Here is a 23035-nt window from a genome sequence, read left to right as displayed (position 1 = left end):
CCAGCCCGGCCAGCGGCAGCGCGGCCGCGGCCACCAGCCAGCGCCGCCGGTCGGCATCGCGCGGCCGCGTCATTGATGCACCTTGCCCCATTCGTCCTCGAAGGTCTGCACCAGCACCTGGTTCGACAGCCGGTTCACCTCGGCCGGCACGCGCGCCATGTCGGGCGGGAAATCGAACAGCGCCGGCAGGCCCGCGAGGCTGATGAAGCGCAAGCCGGGCGGCAGCTGCGCCGGCAGGCGGTAGGGCCGCCGGCTCGCGAGCAGGAAGCCCCATTCGCCGAAGCTCGGCACGTGCGCGTGGTACGGCGTCACCTGCAGCCCGGCGGCCTCGAGCGTCGTGGCCACCGTCCAGAAGCTCTTGCGCGCGATCAGCGGCGACGTGGTCTGCACCACCGCATAGCCGCTCGCGTTCAGGTGCTGCTCGACCAGCCGGTAGAAGCCGCTGGTGTAGAGCTTGCCGATCGAGAAATTGGTGGGGTCGGGGAAGTCGATCACGACCACGTCGAAGGCCCCGGGGTTCTGCTCCAGCCACGCGAAGGCGTCGGCATTGACGATGCGCAGCTTCGGCGAATGCAGCGAATCGGCGTTCAGCGCGCGCAGCATCGGCCGCTCGGCGAACAGCGTCGTCATGTGCGGGTCCAGTTCGACCAGCGTGACCTGCTCGACGCCCGGGTACTTCAGGATCTCGCGCACCGCCATGCCGTCGCCGCCGCCCAGCACCAGCACCTGGCGCGGCGCGCCGTGCGCCGCCATCGCCGGGTGAACCAGGGCCTCGTGGTAGCGGTACTCGTCGCGCGAATGGAACTGCAGGTTGCCGTTCAGGAACAGCCGCACGCCCACGCTGCTCGACGTGACCACGATGCGCTGGTAGGCGCTGCTCGCGCTGTAGACGATGCGGTCGGCGTAGAAGCGGTCCTCGGCCCAGCTGCTGACGTGGTTGGCGCCGGCAAAGGCCGCGAGCAGCGCGCCGATCACGCCGGCACAGGCCGCCGCGTGCGCCGGCCAGCGCCGCAGCTCGCCCTTGAACAGCCACAGCGCCCACACCGCGACGGCAGCGTTCAGCAGCCCGAAGAACGCGCCGGTGCGGATCAGCCCGAGCTGCGGCACGAAGAGCAGCGGAAACGCCACCGCCACCACCAGCGCGCCCAGGTAGTCGAAGGTCAGCACCTGCGAGACCAGGTCCTTCAGCGCATAGCGCTCGCGGAAATGGCGCTTCAGGATGCGCATCACCAGCGGGATCTCCAGCCCCACCAGCGTGCCCACCAGCAGCACCAGCGCATACAGCGCGAAGCGGAACGAGGGCGCGGCCAGCGTCTGCAGCGCGAACAGCGCCACCGGCATCAGGCCGCCGACCAGCCCGACCAGCAGCTCGATGCGCAGGAAGTGCGCCACCATCTGCCGCTCGAAGAAGCGCGACAGGTACGAGCCGATGCCCATCGCGAACAGGTAGGCGCCGATGACGGTCGAGAACTGCAGGATCGAATCGCCCAGCAGGTAGCTCGCCAGCGTGCCGGCCGCGAGCTCGTAGACCAGGCCGCAGGCCGCGACGACGAAGACGGACGCGAGCAGCGCCACCTCGGCCGGGCGGATGCCTGGTGGGGCGCCTGTTGGCGGCCCGGATCCCCCCGGGGGATCGGACGATGTGTCCATCGGACGAGGGGTGGTCAACCTCTAGCCGTGGATCGCGGCGGAAACGATCATGCCGATCGCGATGCACATCGCGCCGACCACGATGGCCAGCGCGACGTTCTTCTTCTCGACGATCTCGGCCCACAGGTCGTAGGGCGTGATCTTGTCGACGATGACGAAGCTGATCCAGAAGATCAGCACGCCGATCAGCGCAAACAGGATGGAGCCGACAAAGATGCCGGGCTTCATCCATTCGATTCCCATCATGAGAGCCTCCTGTCGGTGGACGTTGAACGAAAGCGCGTGCCGGGCATCACTTGTGCCCCCCGCCGCTGGAAAACCCGCCGAACGAGCCGCCGCCGGTGCGGAAGCCGCCGCTGCCGCTGCGGTTGCTGTTCAGGCAGCTGGTGTACTCCTGCGAGTTCGGGCCGTAGGTGGTGCGCAGGCCGTCGCAATTGGCCGAGCTGCTGCCGCAGCGGAACAGCAGCAGCAGCACCACGATCACGAACATCGCGAGGAAGATCTTGGCCAGCAATCCGCCCGAACCCGACGACGGCAGCGCGTCGCGCTGCAACCCGGCACGCTTCCCGGCATCGAGGCGGAAGGCCTTCATCACGTCGTCGGCGCTCATCGCGTCGCCGGCCGACCAGACGATCTCGTCGCCGGTCTGTTCGCGGTTCAGGCGCTTGCTGCCGGCCTGGTAGTCGGTGTTCAGCGTGCGCTGCTCGCGCGCCAGCTGCCAGTAGAACTCGCCCAGCACATAGGTGACCTTGCCGGTGTAGGTGTAGAGCTTGCGGTAGCTCGCGCCCTGGTACACCGCATTGTCGCCGCGCAGCTGCGGCACGCCGGTGATCGGCGCCGTCCAGCTCCAGCCGTCCTCGGCGTCGACCAGGAAGGCGAAGCCCTCGGTGCGGTGGTACAGCAGGTACTCGCGCCAGAAGGTCTGCTCGTCGTCGGCGCTGTCGGGAACCTCGCAGCGCTCGACATAGCCGACCAGTTGCCACGGCAGCGGTCCCTTGCCCAGCAAGGCCAGCGTTCCGACGCTGCCGAGAGGCAGCTGCGGTTCGCTGCCGTTGTCCTGCACGTAGTGCGCCAGGTCGCCACCGACGCCCTGCGACACGTCGACCACCGCATGGCACTGGTGGCACACGATGGACTGCGTGGTCGACAGCTTCACCTCGAGCGAGGCGCCGCAGTTCGGGCATTCGACCGTGCGCGCCTTCAGCGTCTTTTCGGCCTGCGCCGCCAGGCCCGTCATCGCCAGCTCGCTGATCGCGACCGAGCGGCCGACCGACCATTTCGGTGCCGCGGCGTCGCTGTAGTCCAGGGTGCCGACCTCGTCGCGCGTGCTGCGCAGGTCGACGATGACGAAGCCGCGCTCAGCGAAGTTTGGACTTGGGGGCTTGCCCGGCAGCTCGCCCTGCGCCGCGATCAGCTTGGCGGCCGAGACCGACGCCACCGACCACGGCTGGCCGTTGATGAGCTGCTGCTGCCCCGGCCTCAGGCTGGTGGGGGCGGGCGGCGCTTCCTGCAGCGGCAGGTCGATGGCCAGCACGTAGCGGCCGTTGTCCTCCGACAGCCAGCCGCTGCGGCCGTTGTCGAACAGCGCATGCCACTCGTTCCAGGTGCCCTCGGCGTAGCGGTATTGCAGCCGCCCGACCAGCGTGAAGCCGGCGCCCTGGAAGCGGCCGCCGGCCCCGAGCTGCAGCGGCGAGTGGTCGTCGAACAGCTCGGCGCTCTGGCCGATCTTGCGCAGCGTGTCGCCGTCGCGCACGACGGTGCTGCGGCAGAAGCTGCAGACCGCGAACGCCGACGCGGCCGAGCGGAACTCGACCTCGGCGCCGCAGTTCGGGCAGGCCGCGCGGTAGGCGCGCTGGGGGCTGGGTTCGGTCGCCAAGAAGCAGGCGTCGCCGCTACACGAGCTTCTTCAGCAGCTCGGCCTTCTTGGCGTCGAACTCTTCCTGGGTCAGGATGCCCTTGGCCTTCAGGTCGCCCAGCTTCTCGAGCGTGGCCATCACGTCGTCCGGGCGGATCGCCGCGGGCGCGGCCGGCGCGGCGGCGGCCGGCTGCTGCAGGCCCTGGCCGAGCTGCTGCGCCAGCACCTGGCCCAGCGCGACGCCGGCACCCAGGCCCATCGCGTCGCCGGCAATGCCGCTGCCCCCGCCGCCGCCTTCGGCGAACTTGGGCAGCGCCTGCGCCGTCTGGTACTGCATGAACTTGCCCATGTCGTTGCCGACCATGCCCATGCCGATCTTCTGGTCGAGGATCTTCTGCAGCTCCTCGGGCAGCGAGATGTTCTGCAGCGTCACGCTCTCGAGCAGCAGCCCGAGCTTGTTGAACGCCGGCTGCGTGGCCTCCTGCAGCGCCTTCGCGAACTCGACCTGGTTGGCCGCGAGGTCGAGGAAGGCGATGCCGCTGCCGGCCACCGCATCGGAGATGTGCTGCAGCATCAGCGCCCGCAGCTGTCCGTCGAGTTCGGCGGCGGTGTAGCTGGCGCGCGTGCCCGAGATCTCGGTGTGGAACAGCTTCGGGTCGGCGATGCGGTAGCTGTAGTTGCCGAAGCCGCGCAGGCGCACCGCACCGAAGTCCTTGTCGCGGATCGTCACCGGCTGGGTCGTGCCCCAGCGCTGGTCGATCTGCTGGCGCGTGCTGAAGAAGTAGACGTCGCTCTTGAACGGGCTCTGGAACAGCTTGTCCCAGTTCTTCAGGTAGGTCAGCACCGGCAGCGTCTGCGTCGTCAGCTTGTAGGTGCCGGGGCCGAACACGTCGGCCACCTTGCCCTCGTTGACGAACACCGCCATCTGCGATTCGCGCACCGTCAGCGAGCCGCCGTACTGGATCTCGTTGTCGGCCATCGGGTAGCGCCAGGCCAGCACGCCATCGCCCTGCTCCGTCCATTCGAGGATGTCAATGAACTGCTTCTTGATGAAATCCATCAGGCCCATGGCGCAAAGCTCCTAGACAATGACACTCCGGAAGCGGAGTGCGGGCGAATAATACGCCGCCCGCCTCGTGCTCCACCTCCCCCTTTCCGGTGAGTCGCCGCGCATGACCGAGCCCGTGCAAGTCCCGCAAGCCCCCGCCGAGCCGACCCGCTTCCTGGGCGACATCCACCGGTTGCGCGGCGTGGCGATCCTGCTGATCGTCGCGACGCACTGCCTCTACTTCTTCCACTGGACCGACCACCCGCAGCTGCAGAACGCGCTCGGCGACCTGCTGGACAACTCCACGCTGCTGTTCGTGTTCATCTCCGGCTACCTGTTCCTGCACGGCAGCGGCTCGTTCTCGTACCCGCGCTACCTGCTGACCAAGCTGCGCAACGTGATCCTGCCGTTCGCGCTGGCGTCGCTGCCGGCGATCGCGCTGGAGCTGCGCCACGACAGCCTGGCCTTCGCCGCGCCGGCGCTGCACGACCTGTCGCTGCCGGCGCGCATCGGCTACCTCTATCTGTACCCGGGCGCGCACGTCAACTACGCGCTGTGGTTCATCCCGGTGGTGGCGATCTACTACCTGGCGTCGCCGCTGCTGCTGTGGGTGTCGCGCCGGCCGCTGCGCTATGCGCTGCTGTGCCTGCTGGTGCCGCTGTCGATCCTGATGCACCGGCCGAGCTACGCCCACAACCACAACCTGGCGCTCGCGCTGTACTTCGTGCCGGCCTACCTGCTGGGCATGGGGTGCCGGCAGTACCGCCCGCAGACGCTGGCGGTGTTGGAGCGCCACCTGCACTGGTTCGCGGCCGCCTTCGGCGCGCTGTTCGTCGCGCACCTGCTGCTGTCGGCGCACCATGGCAAGTACACCTTCACGCAGCCGTTCGAGTTCCACGGCCAGGGCGCGATCGACTGGAGCTTCGTGCAGAAGCTGCTGCTGGTGCCGCTGCTGTGCGGGCTGGCGTGGCGCTGGCGCCACCTGCGGCTGACGGTGCTCGACTACCTGGCCGACGTCAGCTTCACCGTCTTCTTCCTGCACCTGTACGTGATCTTCGTCGCCAGCTGGCTGCTGCACTGGCGCACGGTCGAGGTCAGCGGCGTGGGACTGGCCACGCTGTTCGCGGCGGCCGTGCTGCTGCCCTGCGCGGTGGCCAGCAGCTCGCGCCGGCTGGTGCCGGTGTGGAGCCGCTCGCTGGTGGGCAGTTGATCAGCGCACCAGCGGCGCCGAGGCCGCTGCGCTCCATTGCGCCGAGCGGCCGATGTACTCGACCTTGGCCTGCTGCTGCAGGCTCTGCAGGCCGCGCTCGACCGCCACGCGGCGGCGCTCGCCGCGGATCTGCGCGGCGATCTGCTTGACGGCCGCCGAGCGCGAGATCGTCGCCGGCTGGGTCTGCAGCACCGTCAGCACGCGCACGCCGCTTTCCTGCGACAGCACCAGCGTCTGGCCGACCCGCAATGCCGACAGCGCGTCCAGCAGCGGCTTGGGCGTGTCTTCCGGCTGCAGCGCGTACTGGCGCGTGCTCAGCGGCAGGCCTTCGACACGCAGCGCCTCCATGGTCTTGTCGGGCGTGGGCGCCTGCTGCAGCCGGGCCTTCAGCGGCTCGATGCGCGCCGCCGGCAGCGGCAGCGTCACTTCCTGCAGCCACATCAGCCGGCGCTGCGCGAACCAGGCCGGATGGGCTTCGTAGAACTGGTCGATCTCGTCGCTGGACGGTTCGACGGCGGCACCGGCGAGCCGGTCTTCGTAGGCGCGCGCCAGCACCTCGCGGCGGGCGGCTTCGATCATCTGCACGATGCGCGGGTCGCGGTCCAGCCCGGCCTTGCGCGCGGCCTGGGCGGCCAGCGATTCCTGCACCAGCTCGTCGACGGCCTGGCGGCTCGCGGCCCGCGTCTGCGCAGCGCTCTCGCCGACCGCGACGCGCGGCAGCGCCAGTTCCAGCTGGTGCTCGCTGACCGGTTCGCCGTTGATCACGAACGCGGCCTGCTCGGTGGACGCACCGGCCTGCGGGCTGCAGCCGGCGGACAGGCACGCGGCGGCGACGGTGGCGGACAACAGCGCGAGGCGCACGGGGACGGCAACGGAGGACATCGAGGGGATACGCCGGGAGTACATCTCTTGCCACCGTAGCCCCGTACCGGGTGGCCGACCATGCCCTGAGTCGGGGGGGACGGGCCCCGTCCGGCGCCGCAAGTGCGGTATGTCACGAAAATGGCCTTGTGCGGCAGCGCGACAATGCCGCGTTTTCGAGACACGAGAGGTGGCCATGAACCCTGAGCGCAACGCAGCCCTGAACCTCGCCGTGGTGGGCGCCGGCCCGGTGGGCCTGGCCCTGGGGCTGCTGGCGGCGCAGGCATTGCCCGCCGCGCAGGTCAGCGTGTTCGACGCCCGCCCGCTGGACCAGGACGTGTCCGGCGACCCGCGCACGCTGGCGCTGTCGCTCGGCAGCGTGCAGCTGCTGCAGCGGCTCGGGGCCTGGCAGGCCGACGCGGCGCAGCCGATCACCGAAGTGCACGTGTCGCAGCAGCCGCCGTCGCTGGGCGCGGCGCTCGCGGCCTGGGTCGGCGAGCCGCAGGTGCGCATCAGCGCGCTGGAAGAAGCGGTGCCGATGCTGGGCGCGGTGCTCGCCTATGGCGGCATCGTCGCGCCGCTGCAGCGCGCGTGGCAGGCCGCGTGCGAGCGCGAGCCGCAGCGCCTGCACTGCCGCTTCGGGCAGGCGGTGCAGGGGCTCAAGCCGCTGGCGGACGGGGTCGAGATCGATGCCGGCATCGCCGAGCGCTTCGACCTGGCGGTGGTGGCCGAGGGGGGCGTCTTCAGCCGGCTGCCACGCGAACGCGTCGGCGGGCTGCGCGCGCCGCTGCAGCACGACTACCACCAGAATGCCTGGGTCGGCACGGTGACGCTGGGCCGCGCCCGGCCCGGCGTGGCCTACGAGCGCTTCACGCGCCACGGCCCGGCGGCGCTGCTGCCGCTGAAGAACGGGCAAGCCTCGCTGGTGTGGTGCGTCGCCAGCGACGACGACCCGGTCGAGCCGCTGGACGACCGGCAGCGGCTGGCCGTGCTGAACACGCTGTTCCATCCCGAGGTTGGCGAGCTGGTGGCGGTGTCGCCGCTGAAGCGCTTCTCGCTCGGCCTGAGCGCCGAGCGCACGCTGACCGAGGGGCGCACGGTGCGCATCGGCAATGCGGCGCAGACGCTGCACCCGGTGGCGGGCCAGGGGCTGAACCTGGGGCTGCGCGATGCGTTCGAGCTGGTGCAGGCCTTGTCGCGCAACCCGGACGTCGCGCAGGTGCTGCGGCGCCTGGAGTGGCAGCGCGGGCCGGACCGTTGGGCGATGATCGCGGCCACCGATTTCCTGGCGCGCAGCTTCACGTGGAAGCTGCCGGGCGCGGGCGCGGCGCGCGGGCTGGGGATGGCGGCGTTGCAGGCCTTGAAGCCGGTCAAGTCGGCGCTGGCGCGGCAGATGATGTTCGGCTCGCGCTGAGAAATCCCGGATTCCCGCTTCGCTCCATCCGGGCTACAGGCTCGTAGCCCGGATGCCAATCCGGGGATCAAGGCTCCAGCTTCAGGAACAGGTCCCGGTCCGGCGCAAAGTTCGCATAGAGAGGCAACAGCGCCCCACCCAGCGCCCGCGCATCCGAGCCGATCGTGCCCGGCAGCACCTCCGGCCGCGAGACGCCTTCCCAGCTGTAGCAATCCAGCCCCTCGGTCAGCTCGCGCAGCAGCGCCGCCAGCAGCCCGCGGCTGAACGAGCCGTCGATGATCACGCCCTCCAGGTCCAGCAGGCAGGCGGCGTTGTGCACCGCCAGCGCGATGCCGGGGCAGGCATCGCGCAGCCACGCCTCGGTGTGCGGCAGCCATGCGGCGCTCAATGCGCGATCGTCCAGCCAGGCCTGCTCGGCCAGCCCGGCGGCACGGTAGCGCGATTCCAGCTCCACCAGCGAGGCCACGCTCAGCAGCTGCCGCGGCAGGCCCTGCACGCCTCCCGCAGCCCCCAGCGCCAGCGAGCCCACCGCCCCCGCGTTGCCGCTGACGCCGCCGCGCAGGTGGCTGTCCAGCACCAGCCCGCCGCCGATGAAGGTGTCGACGAAGACGTACAGGTAGCTGCGCATGCTGCGCCCGCGCCCGGACACCAGTTCGGCGACGCAGGCGGCGGCGGTGTCCTTCACGAACACCACCGGCAGCTCGGTCAGCTCGGCCACGCGCGCGCGGATGTCGATGCGCGCCCAGGCCTGCGCGATCTCGGGCGCCACGCCGAGCAGCGACTCCCAGCCGCCCAGCGACAGCGGTGCCGCCACGCCCACGCCGTGCAGCACGCGCGAGCGCTCGCTGCCGAGCGCCTCGCGCAGCTGCCGCAGGCCGGCCTCGATCTCGCCGAACAGCGTCGCCGGGTCCGGGAAGGCATAGCTGCGCACCAGCCGCTCGCGCACCTGGCCGCCGAAGTCGACCAGCAGCATGTCCATGCCGCGCCGGCCGATCTTGATGCCGATCGAGAACGCGCCGTCCGGGTTCAGCGCCATCGGCACCGAGGGCTGGCCCACCTTGCCACGCACCGGCGCCTGCTTGACCACCAGGCCGTCGCCCTCGAGCCGGGCGATGATCAGCTGCACGGTCTGCGCCGTCAGGTGCGTGACGCGCGCGATCTCGGCCTTGGGCAGCGCGCCGTGCAGGCGGATCGCCTGCAGCACCACGCGCTCGTTGAACTGGCGCATGCCCACATGGTTGGAGCCGCGCGGTCTCAGGTGATCGGCCATGACGTCAGGCGAGGCACTCCGGCGGCAATTCGTCGACGCGCCTGGCCCCCGTCATCACCGCCACCGTGTCGCTCATGCTGATCTTCTTCGGGTTGACGACGGCCGCACGCTTGCCGAGCCGCGCGATGTGGATGCGGTCGGCGATCTCGAACACGTGCGGCATGTTGTGGCTGATCAGGATCACCGGCAGGCCCTTGTCGCGCACGCGGCGGATCAGCTCGAGCACCATGTTGCCTTCCTTGACGCCGAGCGCGGCGGTCGGCTCGTCCATGATGACCACGTGGCGTGCGAACGCCGCCGCGCGCCCCACCGCAACGCACTGGCGCTGGCCGCCCGACAGCGTCTCCACCGCCTGCGTCATCGAGCGGATGCCGACCTTCAGCTCGTTCATGCGCGCGACGCTTTCTTCCAGCATCTTCTTCTTGTCGAGCATGCGCAGCACCGTGCCCAGGAAGCCCGGCCGGCGCAGCTCGCGGCCGAGGAACAGGTTCTCGGCGATGCTCATCGCCGGCGCCACCGCCAGGTCCTGGTAGACCGTCTCGATGCCGGCACGCCGCGCATCGATCGGGCTCTTGAAGTGGATCACCTCGCCGTCGAGGCGGATCTCGCCTTCGTCGGGGATGGTCGCGCCCGACAATGCCTTGATCAGCGAGGACTTGCCGGCGCCGTTGTCGCCGATCACCGCCAGGATCTCGCCGGCGCGCAGCTCGAAATCGGCGCCGTCCAGCGCGACCACCTGGCCGTAGCGCTTCACCAGGCCCTTGGCCTCCATCACGATCGGCGTGCCCGTTGTCGTCGCCATCAGCGTGCCCCCTTGCGCGAGAGTTGGTCGGTGGCCACCGCCAGGATCACCAGCACCCCGGTCACCAGCACCTGGTAGATCGACGACACGCCCATCAGCGTGAGCCCGTTGCGGAACACGCCGACGATCAGCGCGCCGACCAGCGAGCCGAGGATCACGCCGCGCCCGCCGAACAGGCTGGTGCCGCCCAGCACCACCGCGGTGATCGCGTCCAGGTTCTCGGTCTGCCCGGCGTTCGGGTCGCCGACCCCGGTGCGCGCCACCGACAGCAGCGACGCGATGCCGTAGAACACGCCGGCCAGCACGTAGACCGCGAGCAGCACGCGCTGCGTCGGGATGCCGGTCAGGCGCGTCGCCTCCGGGCTGTTGCCCACGGCATAGACGTGCCGGCCCGAGGCCGTCTCGCGCAGCGCGAACCAGGCCAGGCCGTACAGCGCCAGCATCAGCACCACGCCGTAGGCCACCGTGGTGGTGCCGCCGAGCGGGAAGGTGTTGCCCAGTGCCGTCATGCTGTCGGGCACGTCGGTGACGGTCTGCGAGTTCGAGTACAGCTGCGTGATCGCGAACGCGATGTTCAGCGTGCCCAGCGTCACGATGAACGGCGGCAGCTTGATCTGCGTGACCAGCAGGCCGTTGACGAGCCCGAACAGCGTCGTGACGCCGATGCCGCACAGCACCGCCAGGGCCGGCGGCATGCCGAGCTCGGTCGCGAACTTGGTCATCACGATGCCGCCCAGCGCCATCACCATGCCGCAGGACAGGTCGATGCCGGCGGTCAGGATGATCAGCGTCTGGCCGATCGCGATCACCCCGACCACCATCACCTGCTGCAGCACCAGCGACAGGTTGCCGCCGGTCAGGAAGCGCTCGTTCTGCGTCGCGAAGAAGCCGCAGGCGAGCAGCAGCGCGATAAACGGCCCGAGCGTGCCCAGCGGCGGCAGCTTGTCTTTCCAGGTGCCCATGCCGGCGGCCTTACTTCTTGCCCCAGCACAGGTCGGTGCCGGTCTTCACGTCCTTGCTCTCGACCCCGCCCTGCGGCTTGGCCGCGATCAGCGTGACGCCGGTGTCGGTGTAGCCGCTCGGCTTCTTGCCGGTCTTGGCGTACTCGACGCCGGCGTCCACGCCCATCGCGGCCATCTTCAGCGGGTACTGCTGCGAGGTGGCGGCGATGATGCCGGCGCCGACGTCCTTGATGCCCTGGCAGCCGCCGTCGACCGAGACGATCACGACGCCCTTCTCCTTGCCGGCCGTCTTCAGCGCCTTGTACGCACCGGCCGCGGCCGGCTCGTTGATCGTGTAGACCAGGTTCACCTCGGGGCTCTTCTGCAGGCAGTTCTCCATCGCGGTCTGGGCCTTGGCCTGGTCGCCGAAGCTGTCGGCCATGCAGACCACCTCGGGCGCCTTGCCGAGCTCGTTGCTCTTGGCCTCCGGGGCGGCCAGGCCGAAGCCCTTCATGAAGCCGTTGTGGCGCTGCGCCCCCACCGGGTGGCCGGGGAACAGGTCGAGCGTGATGATCTTCGCCGGCTTGCCTGCCAGCGCCGCCTTCGCATACTGGCCGATCAGCACGCCGGCCTGGTAGTTGTCGGTCGCGAACAGCGCGTCGGTGCCCTCGGTCGGGTCGGTCGGGCTGTCGAGCGCGATCACCAGCACGCCCTTGTCGCGCGCCTTCTTGATCGCCGGCACGATGGCCTTCGAGTCGCTGGGCGTGATCAGGATGGTCTTGGCACCGGCGGCGATCATGTTCTCCATCGCCGTCACCTGGCCGGCGTTGTCACCGTCGGCCTTGCCGGCACCCGTCAGCAGCTTCGCACCCTTGGCCTTGGCGGCCTCGTTCGCACCCTCCTTCATCTTCACGAAGAAGGGGTTGGTCTCGGTCTTCGTGATCAGGCCGATGATGGGCTGGTCGGCGGCATGGGCCCCGGCCGCGAACAGCGCGGCGGCAGCGAACGACGACAGGGGCAGCAGGGTCTTCAGGCGCATGTCTTGTCTCCGGTAGATGTGATGCAGTTGGCGTATCGGAACGCGCAGCAAAGTATGGACAGGCCAGTTTAATAAATCAAGTTGATTGATTAATGGAAAACCCTGTAGCCTGCCAGCCCCGGCGGCGGCATGCTGGCGGCCCTTTTCCCATTCCTTTCCCTGGTGCTGGAGCGATCGATGTTCGTGGTGTGTGGCGAGGCCTTGATGGACGTGTTCTCGACCGGCGCGACGCCGACCGGGGTCGGCATGGATGCCCGCATCGGCGGCTCGCCGTTCAACGTCGCGGTCGGGCTGGCGCGGCTGGCGCAGCCGGCGTGCTTCTTCGGCGGGGTGTCCAGCGGCTTCCTCGGGGAGCGGCTGGTCGCGGCGATGCGGGCCGAGAACGTCGACACGCGGGCGCTGCACATCAGCAGCGCGCCGACGACGCTGGGGCTGGTGGGGCTGGATGCGGCCGGCGTGCCGTCGTACGCGTTCTACGGCCACCAGGCGGCCGACCGCGAGGTGCCGGTCGAGGCGCTGGCGCGCGTGCCGGCCGATGCGAAGGTGATCCACGTCGGCTCGTTCAACACCGTGGTCGAGCCGGTGGCGGGCACGCTGCGCACGCTGGTCGAGCGCGAGCATGGGCGCTGCCTGATCTCGTACGACCCGAACATCCGGCTCAACGTCGAGCCCGACGTGGCGCGCTGGCGCGACCAGCTGCAGTGGATGCTGCCGCGCACGCACCTGCTGAAGGTCAGCGACGAGGACTTGTCGCTGCTGTACCCGGGGGTCGACCCTGAGGCGCTGGCGAAGCAGTGGCTGGCCACGGGCGTGCGGCTGGTGGTGGTGACGCGCGGCGCGAAAGGTGCGATTGGCTGGACGGCGGGAGCGCGGGCCGAGGCGAAGCCGGTGGCGGTGACCGTCATCGACACCGTGGGGGCCGGGGACACGTTCCAGGCGGCGCTGTTGACGTGGCTGGCGGAGCGGGATGCACTGTCGGGCGCCGTGCTCGCGGCGCTGGATGCAGCTCAGTTGGGCAACGCGCTCGATTTCGCGGCCAAGGCAGCGGCAATCACCTGCTCGCGGCGCGGCGCGGACATGCCTCGGCGCAACGAACTCTAGAAGGTTGATCCCGGAATCCGCTTCGCTTCTTCCGGGCTACATGACAACCCCTCGCCCTGTGGGTACATCGGTCGATCCCCTTGGGTGGATGCGGCCCGGCGCTCGGCCCGCGCGTTCAACCAGGCCGTAGCCCGGATGCCAATCCGGGATCGTCAGGCTGAAATCCAACGCGGCTGCCGATGCGTCAACGCCGGCAGCTGCATCCGCACCTGCGCGATGCGCGCCGGATCCAAGGTCGCCATCACGACGCCCTCGCCCTCTTCCTGCATCGCCAGCACCTCGCCCCACGGGTCGGCGATGAGGCTGTGCCCGAAGGTGCGCCTCCCGTTCTCGTGCACCCCGCCCTGCGCCGGCGCGATCACGTAGCACTGGTTCTCGACCGCCCGGGCCCGCAGCAGCAGCTCCCAGTGCGCCCGGCCGGTGGTGTAGGTGAACGCCGCCGGCACCGCCAGCAGGTCGCAGGGCGGCGACATCATCGCGCGGTACAACTCCGGGAAGCGCAGGTCATAGCAGATGCTCAGGCCCACGCGCAGGCCCTCGGCCTCGAAGGCGACCGGCTCGCTGCCCGCCTGCAGCACGCGCCGCTCGTCGAAGTCCTCGCGCCCGTTGTCGTAGCGGAACAGGTGCATCTTGTCGTAGCGTGCGGCCAGCCGGCCGTCGGGTGCGAACACGCAGCTCGCGTTCAGCACCCGGTCCGGGTCGCCGGTGCGCAGCGGCAACGTGCCGCCGATGACCCACAGCCCGTGCGTGCGCGCCGCCTCGGACAGCATGGCCTGGATCGGCCCGTCGCCCGGGGTTTCGGCCAGCGCCAGCTTGTCGCGGTCGCTGTGGCCCATCAGGCAGAAGTATTCCGGCAGCCCGACCAGCCGCGCGCCGGCCGCCGCCGCCCGCTCGATCAGCCGGCGGGCATGGTCCAGGTTCTCCTCGACCCGCGGGGTCGAGACCGTTTGCAGCGCGGCGATCAGCATGGGGTCTTCCCTGAAGAGTGTGGCCTTCCTCACACGGAAAAGGCCGGATCGCCCAAGCTTACGTCGCCGGCCTGACCTACGCCCGTCACAGGAATAGCGCCTGGGGCAAAATCCGCCCGCCCTCCTTGACATGGGCAGACACACGCCTCATGGGTCCAGAGTCTCCCACCCTCGGCGCGCCGGCACCCACCGCCGCGCCGCCGACGCCCGGCCCGGCACTGGCCGCGCACAGCCGCTTCGTGCAGCGGATTCGCCGCCGCTTTGGCGCCGAGCTGTCGCTGCTGCCCGCCGGCCTGCCGACCCGCGCGCCGATCGAGGCGTTGATCGACGCCCTGCTGGCCACGGACCGCACGCTCGCCAGCGCGCTGCGCGTCGCGCGCCACCTGGTGCTGGAGCGGCTGGCGGTGCTCGACATCGAGCAGGGCGCTGCGATGGAGGACGTGACGCGCGCGATGACCGAGCTGGCCGAGACCACGCTCGACCGCGCGATCGCGCACGCGCAGCAGGAACAGGACGCCCGCTACGGCGCGCCGCTGAACGCCGAGGGCCGGCGCATCGACTTCTGGGTCGTCGGCATGGGCAAGCTGGGCGCACGCGAGCTGAACGTGTCGTCCGACATCGACCTGGTCTAYGTCTACGAGGAAGACGGCGAGACCACCGGACCGCAGCAGGTCACCGCCCACGAATACTTCTCGCAGCTGGCACGCGGCCTGTACGCGCTGATCGGCGACACCACCGACGACGGCTTCGTGTTCCGCGTCGACCTGGCGCTGCGGCCGAACGGCAATTCCGGGCCGCCGGTGGTCAGCCTCGCGATGCTGGAGGAGTATTTCCTGGTGCAGGGCCGCGAGTGGGAACGCTTCGCCTGGCTCAAGAGCCGCGTCGTCGCGCCGCGCGAGAGCGTGCGCAACGGCCGTGCGCTCGCGCTGCGCTCCACCGTGACCAGCTTCGTCTACCGGCGCTACCTCGACTACGGCGTGTTCGAAGGCCTGCGCCAGCTGCACCGCAAGGTGCGCGACGAGGCGCAGCGCCGCGCCGCCGGCCGGCCCGAGCGCGCCAACGACGTCAAGCTGTCGCGCGGCGGCATCCGCGAGATCGAGTTCATCGTGCAGCTGCTGCTGGTGGTGCGCGGCGGGCAGTTCCCCGAGATCCGCACCCGATCGACGCTGAAGGCGCTGGCCAAGCTGACCGCCGGCGGGCTGATGAAGCCGGCCAGCGCCGAGCGGCTGGCCGAGGCCTACACCTTCCTGCGCCGCATCGAGCACCGCATCCAGTTCCTCGACGACCAGCAGACCCACCTGCTGCCGACCGCCGACGAGGACCTGAACTGGATCGCGCGCAGCATGGGCCTGCACTGCGGCAAGGTCTCGTGCGAGCTGCTCGACCTGCTGGGCGCGGCGCGCGAGATGGTGGCGCTGGAGTTCGACGCGCTGCTGCACGAGGGCCAGGCGCCGGCCGCCTGCCCGCCCGGCAAGAAGCCCGGCAGCTGCAAGACCTGCGGCCCGCCGCCGCAGCCGGTCGACAGCGACGAATTCATCGAGCGCCTGCCGCCCGAGCTGGCCGTGCGCGTGCGCGCCTGGTGCGGCCAGCCGAAGATCAAGGCGCTGCGCGACGACAGCAAGGTGCGGCTGGCGCGCCTGATCACGCGCACCGCCGAGGCGGTGGGCGACCGCCGCTGCACGATGGACGCCGCCGCGCGCTTCGTCGACTGGGTCGAGCCGCTGCTGCGCCGCGAGAGCTACCTGGCCCTGCTGGTCGAGCGCCCCGAGGTGCACAACCGGCTGCTGCGGCTGCTGGGCCTGGCGCGCTGGCCGATGCGCTACCTGATGCAGCACCCGGGCGTGATCGATGAGCTGGCCGACGAGCGCCTGCTGCACGGCCGCTTCGATGCCGCCGAGTTCATCGCCGACCTGGATGCGCGCCACGAGGCCTGGGAACGCTCCGGCCAGGCCGACGAGGAGTCGCTGCTCGACACGCTGCGCCGCGCCCACCATGCCGAGGTGTTCCGCACGCTGGTGCGCGACGTCGAGGGCCACATCACGGTCGAGCAGGTGGCCGACGACCTGTCGGCGCTGGCCGATGCGACGCTGCAGTGCGCACTGAACTGGGCCTGGGGCCACCTGAAGCAGCGGCATCGCGCGGCGCCGCGCTTCGCGGTGATCGCCTACGGCAAGCTGGGCGGCAAGGAGCTCGGCTACGGCAGCGACCTGGACGTGGTCTTCCTGTACGACGACAGCGACGAGGCCGACACCGACCGCGCGGCCGAGGTGTACGCCGCCTTCGTGCGCAAGCTGATCACCTGGCTCACGCTGCGCACCGCGGCCGGCGAGCTGTTCGACATCGATACCGCGCTGCGGCCGAACGGCAGCTCGGGGCTGCTGGTCACCTCGCTGGCCTCGTTCGAGAACTACCAGAGCGGCCGCGGCAGCAACACCGCGTGGACCTGGGAACACCAGGCCGTGACGCGCGCCCGCTTCTGCGCCGGCGATGCGGCGCTGGCACCGCGCTTCGAGGCGGTGCGGCGCGCGGTGCTGTGCGCCGCGCGCGACCTGCCGGCGCTGCGTGCCGAGGTACAGGCGATGCGCGACAAGGTGCGCACGGCCCATCCGGTGCGCGACGGGCTGTTCGACGTCAAGCACAGCGAGGGCGGCATGATGGACGCCGAGTTCGCGGTGCAGACACTGGTGCTGGCGCACGGCGCGGCGCATCCCGGGCTGCTGGACAACGTCGGCAACATCGCGCTGCTGCAGCGCGCCGAGGCCTGCGGGCTGCTGCCGGCCGGCGTCGGCGCGGCCGCTGCGGACGCCTACCGCGAACTGCGCCGCGCGCAGCACAAGGCGCGGCTGGACGAGCAGCCGACGCAGGTCGACCCGGCGCCGCTGCGGGCGCAGCGCGACGCGGTGCTGGCGCTGTGGCGCGCGGTCTTCCCGGTGCCGGCGTGAGCGGGCGCAGCTGGATCGCGCTGGCCGGCCTGATCTTCGTTGCGACGCTCGCGGCCCAGGCGCTGCCGGCCACGGCGCTCGACTGGCAGCCCGGGCTCGCGCTGCGCCAGCCGTGGCGCTGGTGGACCGCGCTGTTCGTGCACTACAGCCTGCTGCACCTGGGGGCCAACCTGCTCGGGCTGCTGCTGGTCGGCGCGCTGGGAGCGTCGGCGCGCGTGCCGCCGCATGTCACCGCCGCGTGGTTCGCCGCCTGGCCGCTGACGCACCTGGCGCTGCTGGTCCAGCCGGCGCTGCGCCACTACGGCGGCTTGTCGGGGGTGCTGCATGCGGCGGTCGCGGTGGTCGCGGTGCACCTGTTGACGCGCCGGCCGCAGCGCCTGATCGGTGCCGCCATCCTGGCCGGGCTCGCCTTCAAGGTCGTCAGCGAATCGCCCTGGCAGGGGCCGGTGCAGCACGTCGACGGCTGGGACATCGGTGTCGCACCCGTCGCCCACGCCTGCGGGCTGCTGGCCGGCGTGCTGTGCGCGCTGGTGGCCGAGGCCTGGCAACGTTTCTCTCCTTCCCGCCCCCATGACTGAACGCAAGAGCCAGYTCGATTCCTTTGCCGTCGGCTCGCTGGTCGGGCTGTGCCTGCTGTGGGGCCTGAACCAGGTGGCCGCGAAGGCGGCGCTGCCGGAGGTGCCGCCGCTGCAGCAGGCGGCGTTGCGCTCGATCGGCGGCGGGCTGCTGGTGCTGGCCTGGGCCCGGCTGCGCGGCATCCGCCTGTTCGAGCGCGACGGCACGCTGGCCGGCGGGTTGCTGGCCGGCAGCCTCTTCGCCGCCGAATTCGTCTGCATCTTCCTCGGGCTGCAGTTCACCAGCGCGTCGCGCATGGTGGTGTTCATCTACCTGTCGCCCTTCGTCGTCGCGCTGGGCATGCCGTTCATCGCGCATTCGGAGCGCCTGTCGGGCGTGCAGATGGGGGGTCTGGTGGCCGCGTTCGCCGGGGTGGCGTGGGCGTTTGCCGAAGGCTTCTCGCAACCTGCCCTCGGGGCGAACCAGTGGATCGGCGATGCGCTGGGCGTGACCGCCGGCGTGCTGTGGGGCGCGACGACGCTGGCGATCCGCGGCACGAAGCTCGCGAGCGCATCGGCCGAGAAGACGCTGCTGTACCAGCTGGGCGTGTCGGGCGTGCTGCTGGCACTGGCCGCGCTGGCCAGCGGCAAGCCGCTGCCTCAGGCGCTGTCGGTGCTGGCCTGGAGCTCGCTCGCGTTCCAGGTGGTGGTGGTCACGTCGGYCAGCTACCTGATGTGGTTCTGGCTGGTGCGGCACTACCCGGCGACGCGGCTGGCGGCGTTCACGCTGTTGACGCCGGTGTTCGGGTTGCTGCTCGGGTTGTTGCTCCTGGGGGAGCCGGTCACGGCGCGGCTGGTCGTTGCGCTGGCTGGCGTGGCGATCGGCATTGCCGTGGTGAACCGCTGACCCCGGATTCAAGCCCTGATCCGCTTGACCAGCGACGTCGTTGAATACCCATCGACGAACGGAATCGCCAGCGCCTGCCCGCCCCAGCTGCGCACGAGGCGTGTCTCTTCCAGCGTCTCCATGTCGTAGTCGCCGCCCTTCACGTACAGGTCGGCCCGCACCTCGCCGAGCAACGCGACCGGCGTCTTCTCGTCGAACAGCGTCACCAGGCTCACGCTCTCGAGCGCCGCCAGCACGCAGGCGCGGTCGAGTTCGGCGTTCAGCGGCCGGTCCGGCCCCTTGCCCAGCATCCGCGCCGACGCATCGCTGTTCAGCCCGATCACCAGGCTGCCGCCGAGCGCGCGCGCCTTCTCGAGGTAGCTGACGTGGCCGCGGTGCAGGATGTCGAACACGCCGTTGGTGAATACCACCGGGCGCGGCAGCGCTGCCAGGCGCGCGGCGAGCTGCTCGCGCGGACACAGTTTGTCGAGGAAGGAAGCCATCGCGGCATTGTCCTTCAGGCCGGCGCCGCATCCTCGATCGGCGCAAGCCCGGCCGCCGTGCGGCCCTGCGCCTGCATGTCGTGCAGCGCCTCGGCCAGCACCTGCGTGTCGCAGTAGATGCGCAGCGACACCACCTTGCCCCACCTCAACCCGATCGCATGCACGCCCTGGTTGCCGCGCCGGGTGCCGTCGGGCATCGTGAAGCGGTCGCGCCACTCGACCAGCGCCGTCGTGTTCCACGGCATGCCGCGCACCGCGACCGCGCGGATCTCGAACTGCAGGTCGGGGAACAGCGCCTTCAGCCGCTGGTACCACGGCACGATGCTGGCCATCGCGTGGCGGCTGCCGGCCAGTGCATGGCGGCCGAAGAAGACGTGCTCGACCGGCGTGCCGAAAGCGCCGAGCACGGGGCCGTGGTCGCCGCGGTTCAGTGCCTCGAAGGCGCTGCGCAGCTGGTGTTCGACGATGCGGCGATAGATCATGGCGGTCCTCCGTCCAGGGTGAGGGCGTGCACCTGCCGGCGCAGGTGGGCCCGTGCGGCGTTCAGGTGGCGCGGGTCGCCGTGCAGCTGCGACAGCATCACGCCGCCCTCGATGCAAGCGATGAAGACGCTGGCGAACTGCCCCGCGTCGGTGCCGGCGCGCAGCTCGCCGCGCGCGATGCCGTCGTCGACGATGCCGCGCACCAGCCCCTGCCAGGCCGACATCGCGGCCTGGGCTCGCGCGCGCAGCGCCGGGTCGGCATGGTCGGCCTCGATCGCGGTGTTCATGATCGGGCAGCCGCCCGGCAGCGGTGCGGCGTTGTCGTCGTCGGCATAGGCGTCGAGCATCGCGAGCAGCCGCTGGCTCGCGCCGTCGGCCGTGGCGACCGCGGCCAGCAGCCGGTCGCGCACCTGCGACACGGCGAAGTCGAAGGCCTCGTGCGCCAGTGCCTCGCGACTCTCGAAGTGGCGGTACAGCCCGCCCTTCTGCAGCCCGGTCGCCTCCACCACCGCCGCCATCGGCGCGGCCAGGAAGCCCCGGTGGTTCATCAACTCGGCACTGCGGCGGATCACCTCGGCACGCGTGCGCTCACCCTTGCTGCCCATGCTGGCTCCAAAAAAGAGACCGAACGGTTTCTTTTATCGTAGCACGGATGAAAAACGGCCCGCCGAGGCGGGCCGTCTGCAGGGTCGCTGAGGCTCAGGCCGGCAACGCGCCGGGCTGTCCCTTGGCCGCCGCCGTCAACGCCGCCGCCATTTCCTTGCGGAAGCGGTTCAGCTCCTGGACGCTCGCGAAGCTGCGTTCCATCAGCAGGCTCATGTTGTGCAGGATGCGCTCGACCACCTTGTTCTCCCACACGGCGTCGAACTGGATCTGGCGGTCCAGCCACTGTTCCAGCCACTCGGGGTTCGGCAGGCGGCTCTGGATGGTGTCGCGCGGGAACAGCTTGACGTTCACGTGCAGGTTGGTCGGGTGCAGCGCCTGCGCGGTGCGGCGTGCGCTGGCCATCAGCACGCCGACCTTGGCGAACGCGGCGCGCGCCTCGTCGCCGAACTTCTGCATCGCGCGCTTCATGTAGCGCAGGTAGGCACCGCCGTGGCGGGCTTCGTCGCGGGCCAGCGTCTCGTAGATGGCCTTGATGACCGGCTCGCTGTGCCATTCGGCGGCGCGGCGGTACCAGTGGTTGAGCCGGATCTCGCCGCAGAAGTGCAGCATCAGCGTCTCGAGCGCCGGCGCCGGATCGAACTCGAAGCGCACCGCGTGCAGTTCCTCCTCGCTCGGCACCAGGTCGGGCCGGAAGCGGCGCAGGTATTCCATCAACACCAGCGAGTGCTTCTGCTCTTCGAAGAACCAGACGCTCATGAAGGCGGAAAAGTCGCTGTCGTCGCGGTTGTCGCGCAGGAACATCTCGGTGGCCGGCAAGGCCGCCCACTCGGTGATGGCGTTCATCTTGATGGTCTGGGCTTGCTCTTCGCTGAGCTGGCTGCCATCGAACTCATCCCACGGGATGTCGGTGTCCATGTTCCATCGGACGGCTTCGAGTTGCTTGAACAGTTCGGGATAAAGCATGGGGAGTCCCATTGAAGTCCGGCGGCATTTTAGACGTCAGGTCGTGACAGTCCCGTCACACAGCACAAGCTTGCAAGGTTATCGGCTGCGCCAGCGCCGCAGCTGCCCGTGCAGTTCGCCCAGGCTCGCCAGCGCGGTGACCCCGGGCGGCGTGCGCCGGTGCAGCACCGGTGCCGACCCGCCGACCCACACCTCGGTCGCCGCCGGCAGCTTGGCGCGCAGCTCGGCCAGGCTGTCGGCCACCTGCTGCGGGTTGGCCGCGCCGCTGAAGGCCAGCGCGACGATGTCGGCCCGGAAGGCCTGGGCCGCGAGCACGGTGTCCCACAGCGGCGTCTGCAGCCCGAGCGACACGCAGCGGGCGCCGTCCAGCGCCAGCAGCGCCTCGGCCATCAGCAGGCCCAGGCCGTGCGGTTCGCCGGGGAAGGTGGTCAGCAGCACGGTCGGGCTGGCGTCGGCCGGCGCCTCGGGGATGCGGTGCAGCGCCTGGCGCATGACCGCCTGCATCGCCTCGGAACAGGCGTGCTCTTCGAAGATCTCCAGCTGGCCGCGCATCCAGGCATCGCCGATCAGCGTATTGAGGGGTACCACCACTTCGAGGACGAAGCGGCCCAGGCCCAGGCTCAGTTGAGCCAGGGTGAGCTGGCGCCGCAAGGCGGGCAGGTCATGGGCACGGACAAGATCCAGGTAACTGTAGAGGGCGGGCGGAATCGGCTCGACGGCCGCCGTGCCGCTGCGCAGCACGGGCTCGGGGCTGCTTTCGCTGAGCTGGCGCAGCTCGTCCAGCGGCATGCCCACGACACGGCCGGGCCGGTGCCCGCCGTCAAGCAGCCGGCGCACGATGCGCAGCTTCTCGACCTGGTCGAGCGGATACGCACGCTCGCCCAAGGCATCGCGCTGCGGCAGCGGAAAGCCGTAGCGGCGCTCCCAGACCCGCAAGGTGTCCTTGCTGAGCCCGGTGTCGCGCTCGACGGCGGCGATCGACAGCGTCGGGGGTTTCATTGCGGGCCTCTCGGATTGACAACAATGACAGCCACCGGAACATTGTCCAGGGCAAAAGCTGACAATGAGCTGTCATCCGACAGCATCGAGCCCGTCGGCGTGTGAAATTGACCAGGACAAGTCTTCATCATGAGATTCCCACGACATGTGTTCTTTTGCGCCCTGGCGTTGATCGCCACCGCGGGGCCGGCCCTGGCCGCACCGGCCTGCCCTTCCGTGCTGAACCGGCACGTGCCCCGGCTGCAGGACGAAAAACCGCAGGACCTGTGCCAGTACGCCGGCCGGGTGGTGGTGGTCGTCAACACCGCAAGTTTCTGCGGATTCACGCCGCAGTACAAAGGCCTGGAAGCCTTGTACGAGCGCTACCGGGAGCGCGGCCTGGTGGTTCTCGGCTTCCCTTCCAATGATTTCGGCGCGCAGGAGCCGGGCTCAAGTCAGGAAATCGCTGACTTCTGCGAGAACACCTTCGGCGTGAAATTCCCGATGTTCACGAAGACGCGGGTGGCCGCGTCGGCCGGCGCCCAGCTCGACCCGCTGTATGCCGAGCTGCGCCAGCGCACCGGCACGCTGCCGAAATGGAATTTCCACAAGTACCTGATCTCGCGCGACGGCACTGCAGTGCAGAGCTTCGCCAGCAGCGTCGAGCCCGACGACGCGACCTTCGTGCGCGAGATCGAGCGCCAGCTCGGCGGCAAGTGAGCCGCCGGTGATGCAGGCGACCCCGGCCCCTCGTGTCATTGCCGCATGCCGGCCCGGGCGTCGCGTCACATCGAGACATGATTTTTTTGAAGGGGCGACGGAACTCGGATCGACACTGGGCGTCTCACCCGCCGTGAGCGCAGGACGGGGTGGCCCAACTGCCTTATCCGACGCGTTCACATGTTTGGATCCAGTTCTTACGTTGCACAGCCGGCCTGCTCCGCAGGCTGAAATCCCGAGGC

At 70.2% G+C, this 23035-nt stretch carries 22 protein-coding genes; 7 read left to right on the top strand and 15 right to left on the bottom strand.

Going from position 1 to position 23035, the window contains the following annotated elements:
• Positions 1 to 69: 69 nt before the first annotated feature.
• Genes AC1DYN_RS20070 through AC1DYN_RS20055 form a run of 4 tightly spaced genes read right to left on the bottom strand, consistent with a single transcriptional unit; the run spans position 70 to position 4574 of the window.
• A complete protein-coding gene (locus tag AC1DYN_RS20070) occupies positions 70 to 1650 on the bottom strand; it encodes a polyamine aminopropyltransferase (protein WP_477962779.1) in 1581 nt (526 codons plus the stop codon).
• Between the two features lie 21 nt (positions 1651 to 1671).
• Entirely contained in the window at positions 1672 to 1896 is a 225-nt protein-coding gene (locus AC1DYN_RS20065; RefSeq protein WP_477962778.1) for a DUF350 domain-containing protein, read from the bottom strand.
• Between the two features lie 46 nt (positions 1897 to 1942).
• Positions 1943 to 3526, bottom strand: a complete 1584-nt coding sequence (locus AC1DYN_RS20060; RefSeq protein ID WP_477962776.1) for a DUF4178 domain-containing protein — start codon at positions 3524 to 3526, stop codon at positions 1943 to 1945.
• A gap of 16 nt (positions 3527 to 3542) precedes the next feature.
• Positions 3543 to 4574: an SPFH domain-containing protein gene (locus AC1DYN_RS20055; RefSeq protein ID WP_477962774.1), complete on the bottom strand. Its 1032-nt coding sequence runs from the start codon at positions 4572 to 4574 to the stop codon at positions 3543 to 3545.
• Between the two features lie 103 nt (positions 4575 to 4677).
• On the opposite strand from AC1DYN_RS20055, the gene AC1DYN_RS20050 reads away from it, so the two are divergent.
• Complete coding sequence (locus tag AC1DYN_RS20050) at positions 4678 to 5763, top strand: acyltransferase family protein (RefSeq protein ID WP_477962772.1); 1086 nt, start codon at positions 4678 to 4680, stop codon at positions 5761 to 5763.
• Here AC1DYN_RS20050 and AC1DYN_RS20045 read toward each other — a convergent pair whose 3' ends face one another.
• A complete protein-coding gene (locus tag AC1DYN_RS20045) occupies positions 5764 to 6645 on the bottom strand; it encodes an EpsD family peptidyl-prolyl cis-trans isomerase (RefSeq protein ID WP_477962770.1) in 882 nt (293 codons plus the stop codon).
• A 175-nt stretch (positions 6646 to 6820) separates the two neighbouring features.
• On the opposite strand from AC1DYN_RS20045, the gene AC1DYN_RS20040 reads away from it, so the two are divergent.
• Entirely contained in the window at positions 6821 to 8038 is a 1218-nt protein-coding gene (locus AC1DYN_RS20040; RefSeq protein WP_477962768.1) for an FAD-dependent monooxygenase, read from the top strand.
• Between the two features lie 67 nt (positions 8039 to 8105).
• Here AC1DYN_RS20040 and AC1DYN_RS20035 read toward each other — a convergent pair whose 3' ends face one another.
• From AC1DYN_RS20035 to AC1DYN_RS20020, 4 genes are read right to left on the bottom strand one after another with little or no spacing between them, the layout of a single operon-like run.
• The gene (locus AC1DYN_RS20035; RefSeq protein WP_477962766.1) at positions 8106 to 9308 is read right to left on the bottom strand and encodes an ROK family transcriptional regulator; all 1203 of its coding nucleotides are present in this window, start codon (positions 9306 to 9308) and stop codon (positions 8106 to 8108) included.
• Between the two features lie 4 nt (positions 9309 to 9312).
• Positions 9313 to 10110: an ATP-binding cassette domain-containing protein gene (locus AC1DYN_RS20030; RefSeq protein ID WP_477962764.1), complete on the bottom strand. Its 798-nt coding sequence runs from the start codon at positions 10108 to 10110 to the stop codon at positions 9313 to 9315.
• On the bottom strand, positions 10110 to 11072 hold the full coding sequence (locus tag AC1DYN_RS20025; RefSeq protein ID WP_477962762.1) for an ABC transporter permease: 963 nt from the start codon (positions 11070 to 11072) through the stop codon (positions 10110 to 10112). Before AC1DYN_RS20025 ends, AC1DYN_RS20030 begins: the two co-directional genes overlap by 1 nt.
• 10 nt (positions 11073 to 11082) lie before the next feature.
• Positions 11083 to 12090, bottom strand: a complete 1008-nt coding sequence (locus AC1DYN_RS20020) for a sugar ABC transporter substrate-binding protein (protein ID WP_477962760.1) — start codon at positions 12088 to 12090, stop codon at positions 11083 to 11085.
• 177 nt (positions 12091 to 12267) lie between these two features.
• On the opposite strand from AC1DYN_RS20020, the gene AC1DYN_RS20015 reads away from it, so the two are divergent.
• Positions 12268 to 13191, top strand: a complete 924-nt coding sequence (locus tag AC1DYN_RS20015; protein ID WP_477962758.1) for a carbohydrate kinase family protein — start codon at positions 12268 to 12270, stop codon at positions 13189 to 13191.
• Between the two features lie 152 nt (positions 13192 to 13343).
• Here the strand turns inward: AC1DYN_RS20015 and AC1DYN_RS20010 are convergent, their stop codons facing one another.
• The gene (locus tag AC1DYN_RS20010; RefSeq protein ID WP_477962756.1) at positions 13344 to 14159 is read right to left on the bottom strand and encodes a carbon-nitrogen hydrolase family protein; all 816 of its coding nucleotides are present in this window, start codon (positions 14157 to 14159) and stop codon (positions 13344 to 13346) included.
• Positions 14160 to 14308: 149 nt separating this feature from the next.
• On the opposite strand from AC1DYN_RS20010, the gene glnE reads away from it, so the two are divergent.
• The 3 genes from glnE to AC1DYN_RS19995 are packed head-to-tail and all read left to right on the top strand — an operon-like array spanning position 14309 to position 18562.
• Positions 14309 to 17101: a bifunctional [glutamate--ammonia ligase]-adenylyl-L-tyrosine phosphorylase/[glutamate--ammonia-ligase] adenylyltransferase gene (gene glnE / locus AC1DYN_RS20005; RefSeq protein ID WP_477962754.1), complete on the top strand. Its 2793-nt coding sequence runs from the start codon at positions 14309 to 14311 to the stop codon at positions 17099 to 17101.
• A complete protein-coding gene (gene rrtA, locus AC1DYN_RS20000; protein WP_477962752.1) occupies positions 17098 to 17679 on the top strand; it encodes a rhombosortase in 582 nt (193 codons plus the stop codon). Before glnE ends, rrtA begins: the two co-directional genes overlap by 4 nt.
• The gene (locus AC1DYN_RS19995; protein ID WP_477962750.1) at positions 17672 to 18562 is read left to right on the top strand and encodes a DMT family transporter; all 891 of its coding nucleotides are present in this window, start codon (positions 17672 to 17674) and stop codon (positions 18560 to 18562) included. Before rrtA ends, AC1DYN_RS19995 begins: the two co-directional genes overlap by 8 nt.
• Before the next feature lie 8 nt (positions 18563 to 18570).
• Here AC1DYN_RS19995 and rfaE2 read toward each other — a convergent pair whose 3' ends face one another.
• The 5 genes from rfaE2 to AC1DYN_RS19970 all read right to left on the bottom strand — a co-directional run bounded on the left by rfaE2 (position 18571) and on the right by AC1DYN_RS19970 (position 22094).
• On the bottom strand, positions 18571 to 19044 hold the full coding sequence (gene rfaE2, locus AC1DYN_RS19990) for a D-glycero-beta-D-manno-heptose 1-phosphate adenylyltransferase (protein ID WP_477962748.1): 474 nt from the start codon (positions 19042 to 19044) through the stop codon (positions 18571 to 18573).
• A gap of 14 nt (positions 19045 to 19058) precedes the next feature.
• Positions 19059 to 19526, bottom strand: coding sequence for a nuclear transport factor 2 family protein (locus AC1DYN_RS19985; protein WP_477962746.1), 468 nt, complete (start codon positions 19524 to 19526; stop codon positions 19059 to 19061).
• Positions 19523 to 20131 carry a TetR/AcrR family transcriptional regulator gene (locus AC1DYN_RS19980; protein WP_477962744.1) on the bottom strand — a complete coding sequence of 203 codons (609 nt, stop codon included), beginning with the start codon at positions 20129 to 20131 and terminating at the stop codon, positions 19523 to 19525. Before AC1DYN_RS19980 ends, AC1DYN_RS19985 begins: the two co-directional genes overlap by 4 nt.
• A 94-nt stretch (positions 20132 to 20225) precedes the next feature.
• On the bottom strand, positions 20226 to 21095 hold the full coding sequence (locus tag AC1DYN_RS19975; protein WP_477962742.1) for a ferritin family protein: 870 nt from the start codon (positions 21093 to 21095) through the stop codon (positions 20226 to 20228).
• Positions 21096 to 21173: 78 nt separating this feature from the next.
• Positions 21174 to 22094: a MerR family transcriptional regulator gene (locus AC1DYN_RS19970; protein WP_477962740.1), complete on the bottom strand. Its 921-nt coding sequence runs from the start codon at positions 22092 to 22094 to the stop codon at positions 21174 to 21176.
• Between the two features lie 129 nt (positions 22095 to 22223).
• Here AC1DYN_RS19970 and AC1DYN_RS19965 point away from each other — a divergent pair, with 129 nt between their 5' ends.
• Positions 22224 to 22793: a glutathione peroxidase gene (locus tag AC1DYN_RS19965; protein WP_477962738.1), complete on the top strand. Its 570-nt coding sequence runs from the start codon at positions 22224 to 22226 to the stop codon at positions 22791 to 22793.
• The last annotated feature ends 242 nt before the right edge of the window (positions 22794 to 23035 follow it).

The organism is Rhizobacter sp. P2_D12 (assembly GCF_056404395.1).
This window is presented reverse-complemented; position numbering and strand designations above follow the sequence as displayed.

What these genes read in the sequence shown, in the direction of transcription:
- AC1DYN_RS20040 (WP_477962768.1), top strand. Translation starts at nt 6,821, where the DNA reads ATGAACCCTGAGCGCAACGCAGCCCTGAACCTCGCCGTGGTGGGCGCC.
- AC1DYN_RS19970 (WP_477962740.1), bottom strand. Translation starts at nt 22,094, where the DNA reads ATGAAACCCCCGACGCTGTCGATCGCCGCCGTCGAGCGCGACACCGGG.
- AC1DYN_RS20065 (WP_477962778.1), bottom strand. Translation starts at nt 1,896, where the DNA reads ATGATGGGAATCGAATGGATGAAGCCCGGCATCTTTGTCGGCTCCATC.
- AC1DYN_RS20070 (WP_477962779.1), bottom strand. Translation starts at nt 1,650, where the DNA reads ATGGACACATCGTCCGATCCCCCGGGGGGATCCGGGCCGCCAACAGGC.
- AC1DYN_RS20035 (WP_477962766.1), bottom strand. Translation starts at nt 9,308, where the DNA reads ATGGCCGATCACCTGAGACCGCGCGGCTCCAACCATGTGGGCATGCGC.
- AC1DYN_RS20010 (WP_477962756.1), bottom strand. Translation starts at nt 14,159, where the DNA reads ATGCTGATCGCCGCGCTGCAAACGGTCTCGACCCCGCGGGTCGAGGAG.
- AC1DYN_RS19985 (WP_477962746.1), bottom strand. Translation starts at nt 19,526, where the DNA reads ATGATCTATCGCCGCATCGTCGAACACCAGCTGCGCAGCGCCTTCGAG.
- AC1DYN_RS20020 (WP_477962760.1), bottom strand. Translation starts at nt 12,090, where the DNA reads ATGCGCCTGAAGACCCTGCTGCCCCTGTCGTCGTTCGCTGCCGCCGCG.
- rfaE2 (WP_477962748.1), bottom strand. Translation starts at nt 19,044, where the DNA reads ATGGCTTCCTTCCTCGACAAACTGTGTCCGCGCGAGCAGCTCGCCGCG.
- AC1DYN_RS20050 (WP_477962772.1), top strand. Translation starts at nt 4,678, where the DNA reads ATGACCGAGCCCGTGCAAGTCCCGCAAGCCCCCGCCGAGCCGACCCGC.
- AC1DYN_RS20045 (WP_477962770.1), bottom strand. Translation starts at nt 6,645, where the DNA reads ATGTCCTCCGTTGCCGTCCCCGTGCGCCTCGCGCTGTTGTCCGCCACC.
- AC1DYN_RS19980 (WP_477962744.1), bottom strand. Translation starts at nt 20,131, where the DNA reads ATGGGCAGCAAGGGTGAGCGCACGCGTGCCGAGGTGATCCGCCGCAGT.
- AC1DYN_RS19965 (WP_477962738.1), top strand. Translation starts at nt 22,224, where the DNA reads ATGAGATTCCCACGACATGTGTTCTTTTGCGCCCTGGCGTTGATCGCC.
- AC1DYN_RS20030 (WP_477962764.1), bottom strand. Translation starts at nt 10,110, where the DNA reads ATGGCGACGACAACGGGCACGCCGATCGTGATGGAGGCCAAGGGCCTG.
- AC1DYN_RS19975 (WP_477962742.1), bottom strand. Translation starts at nt 21,095, where the DNA reads ATGCTTTATCCCGAACTGTTCAAGCAACTCGAAGCCGTCCGATGGAAC.
- AC1DYN_RS20055 (WP_477962774.1), bottom strand. Translation starts at nt 4,574, where the DNA reads ATGGGCCTGATGGATTTCATCAAGAAGCAGTTCATTGACATCCTCGAA.
- AC1DYN_RS20015 (WP_477962758.1), top strand. Translation starts at nt 12,268, where the DNA reads ATGTTCGTGGTGTGTGGCGAGGCCTTGATGGACGTGTTCTCGACCGGC.
- AC1DYN_RS20025 (WP_477962762.1), bottom strand. Translation starts at nt 11,072, where the DNA reads ATGGGCACCTGGAAAGACAAGCTGCCGCCGCTGGGCACGCTCGGGCCG.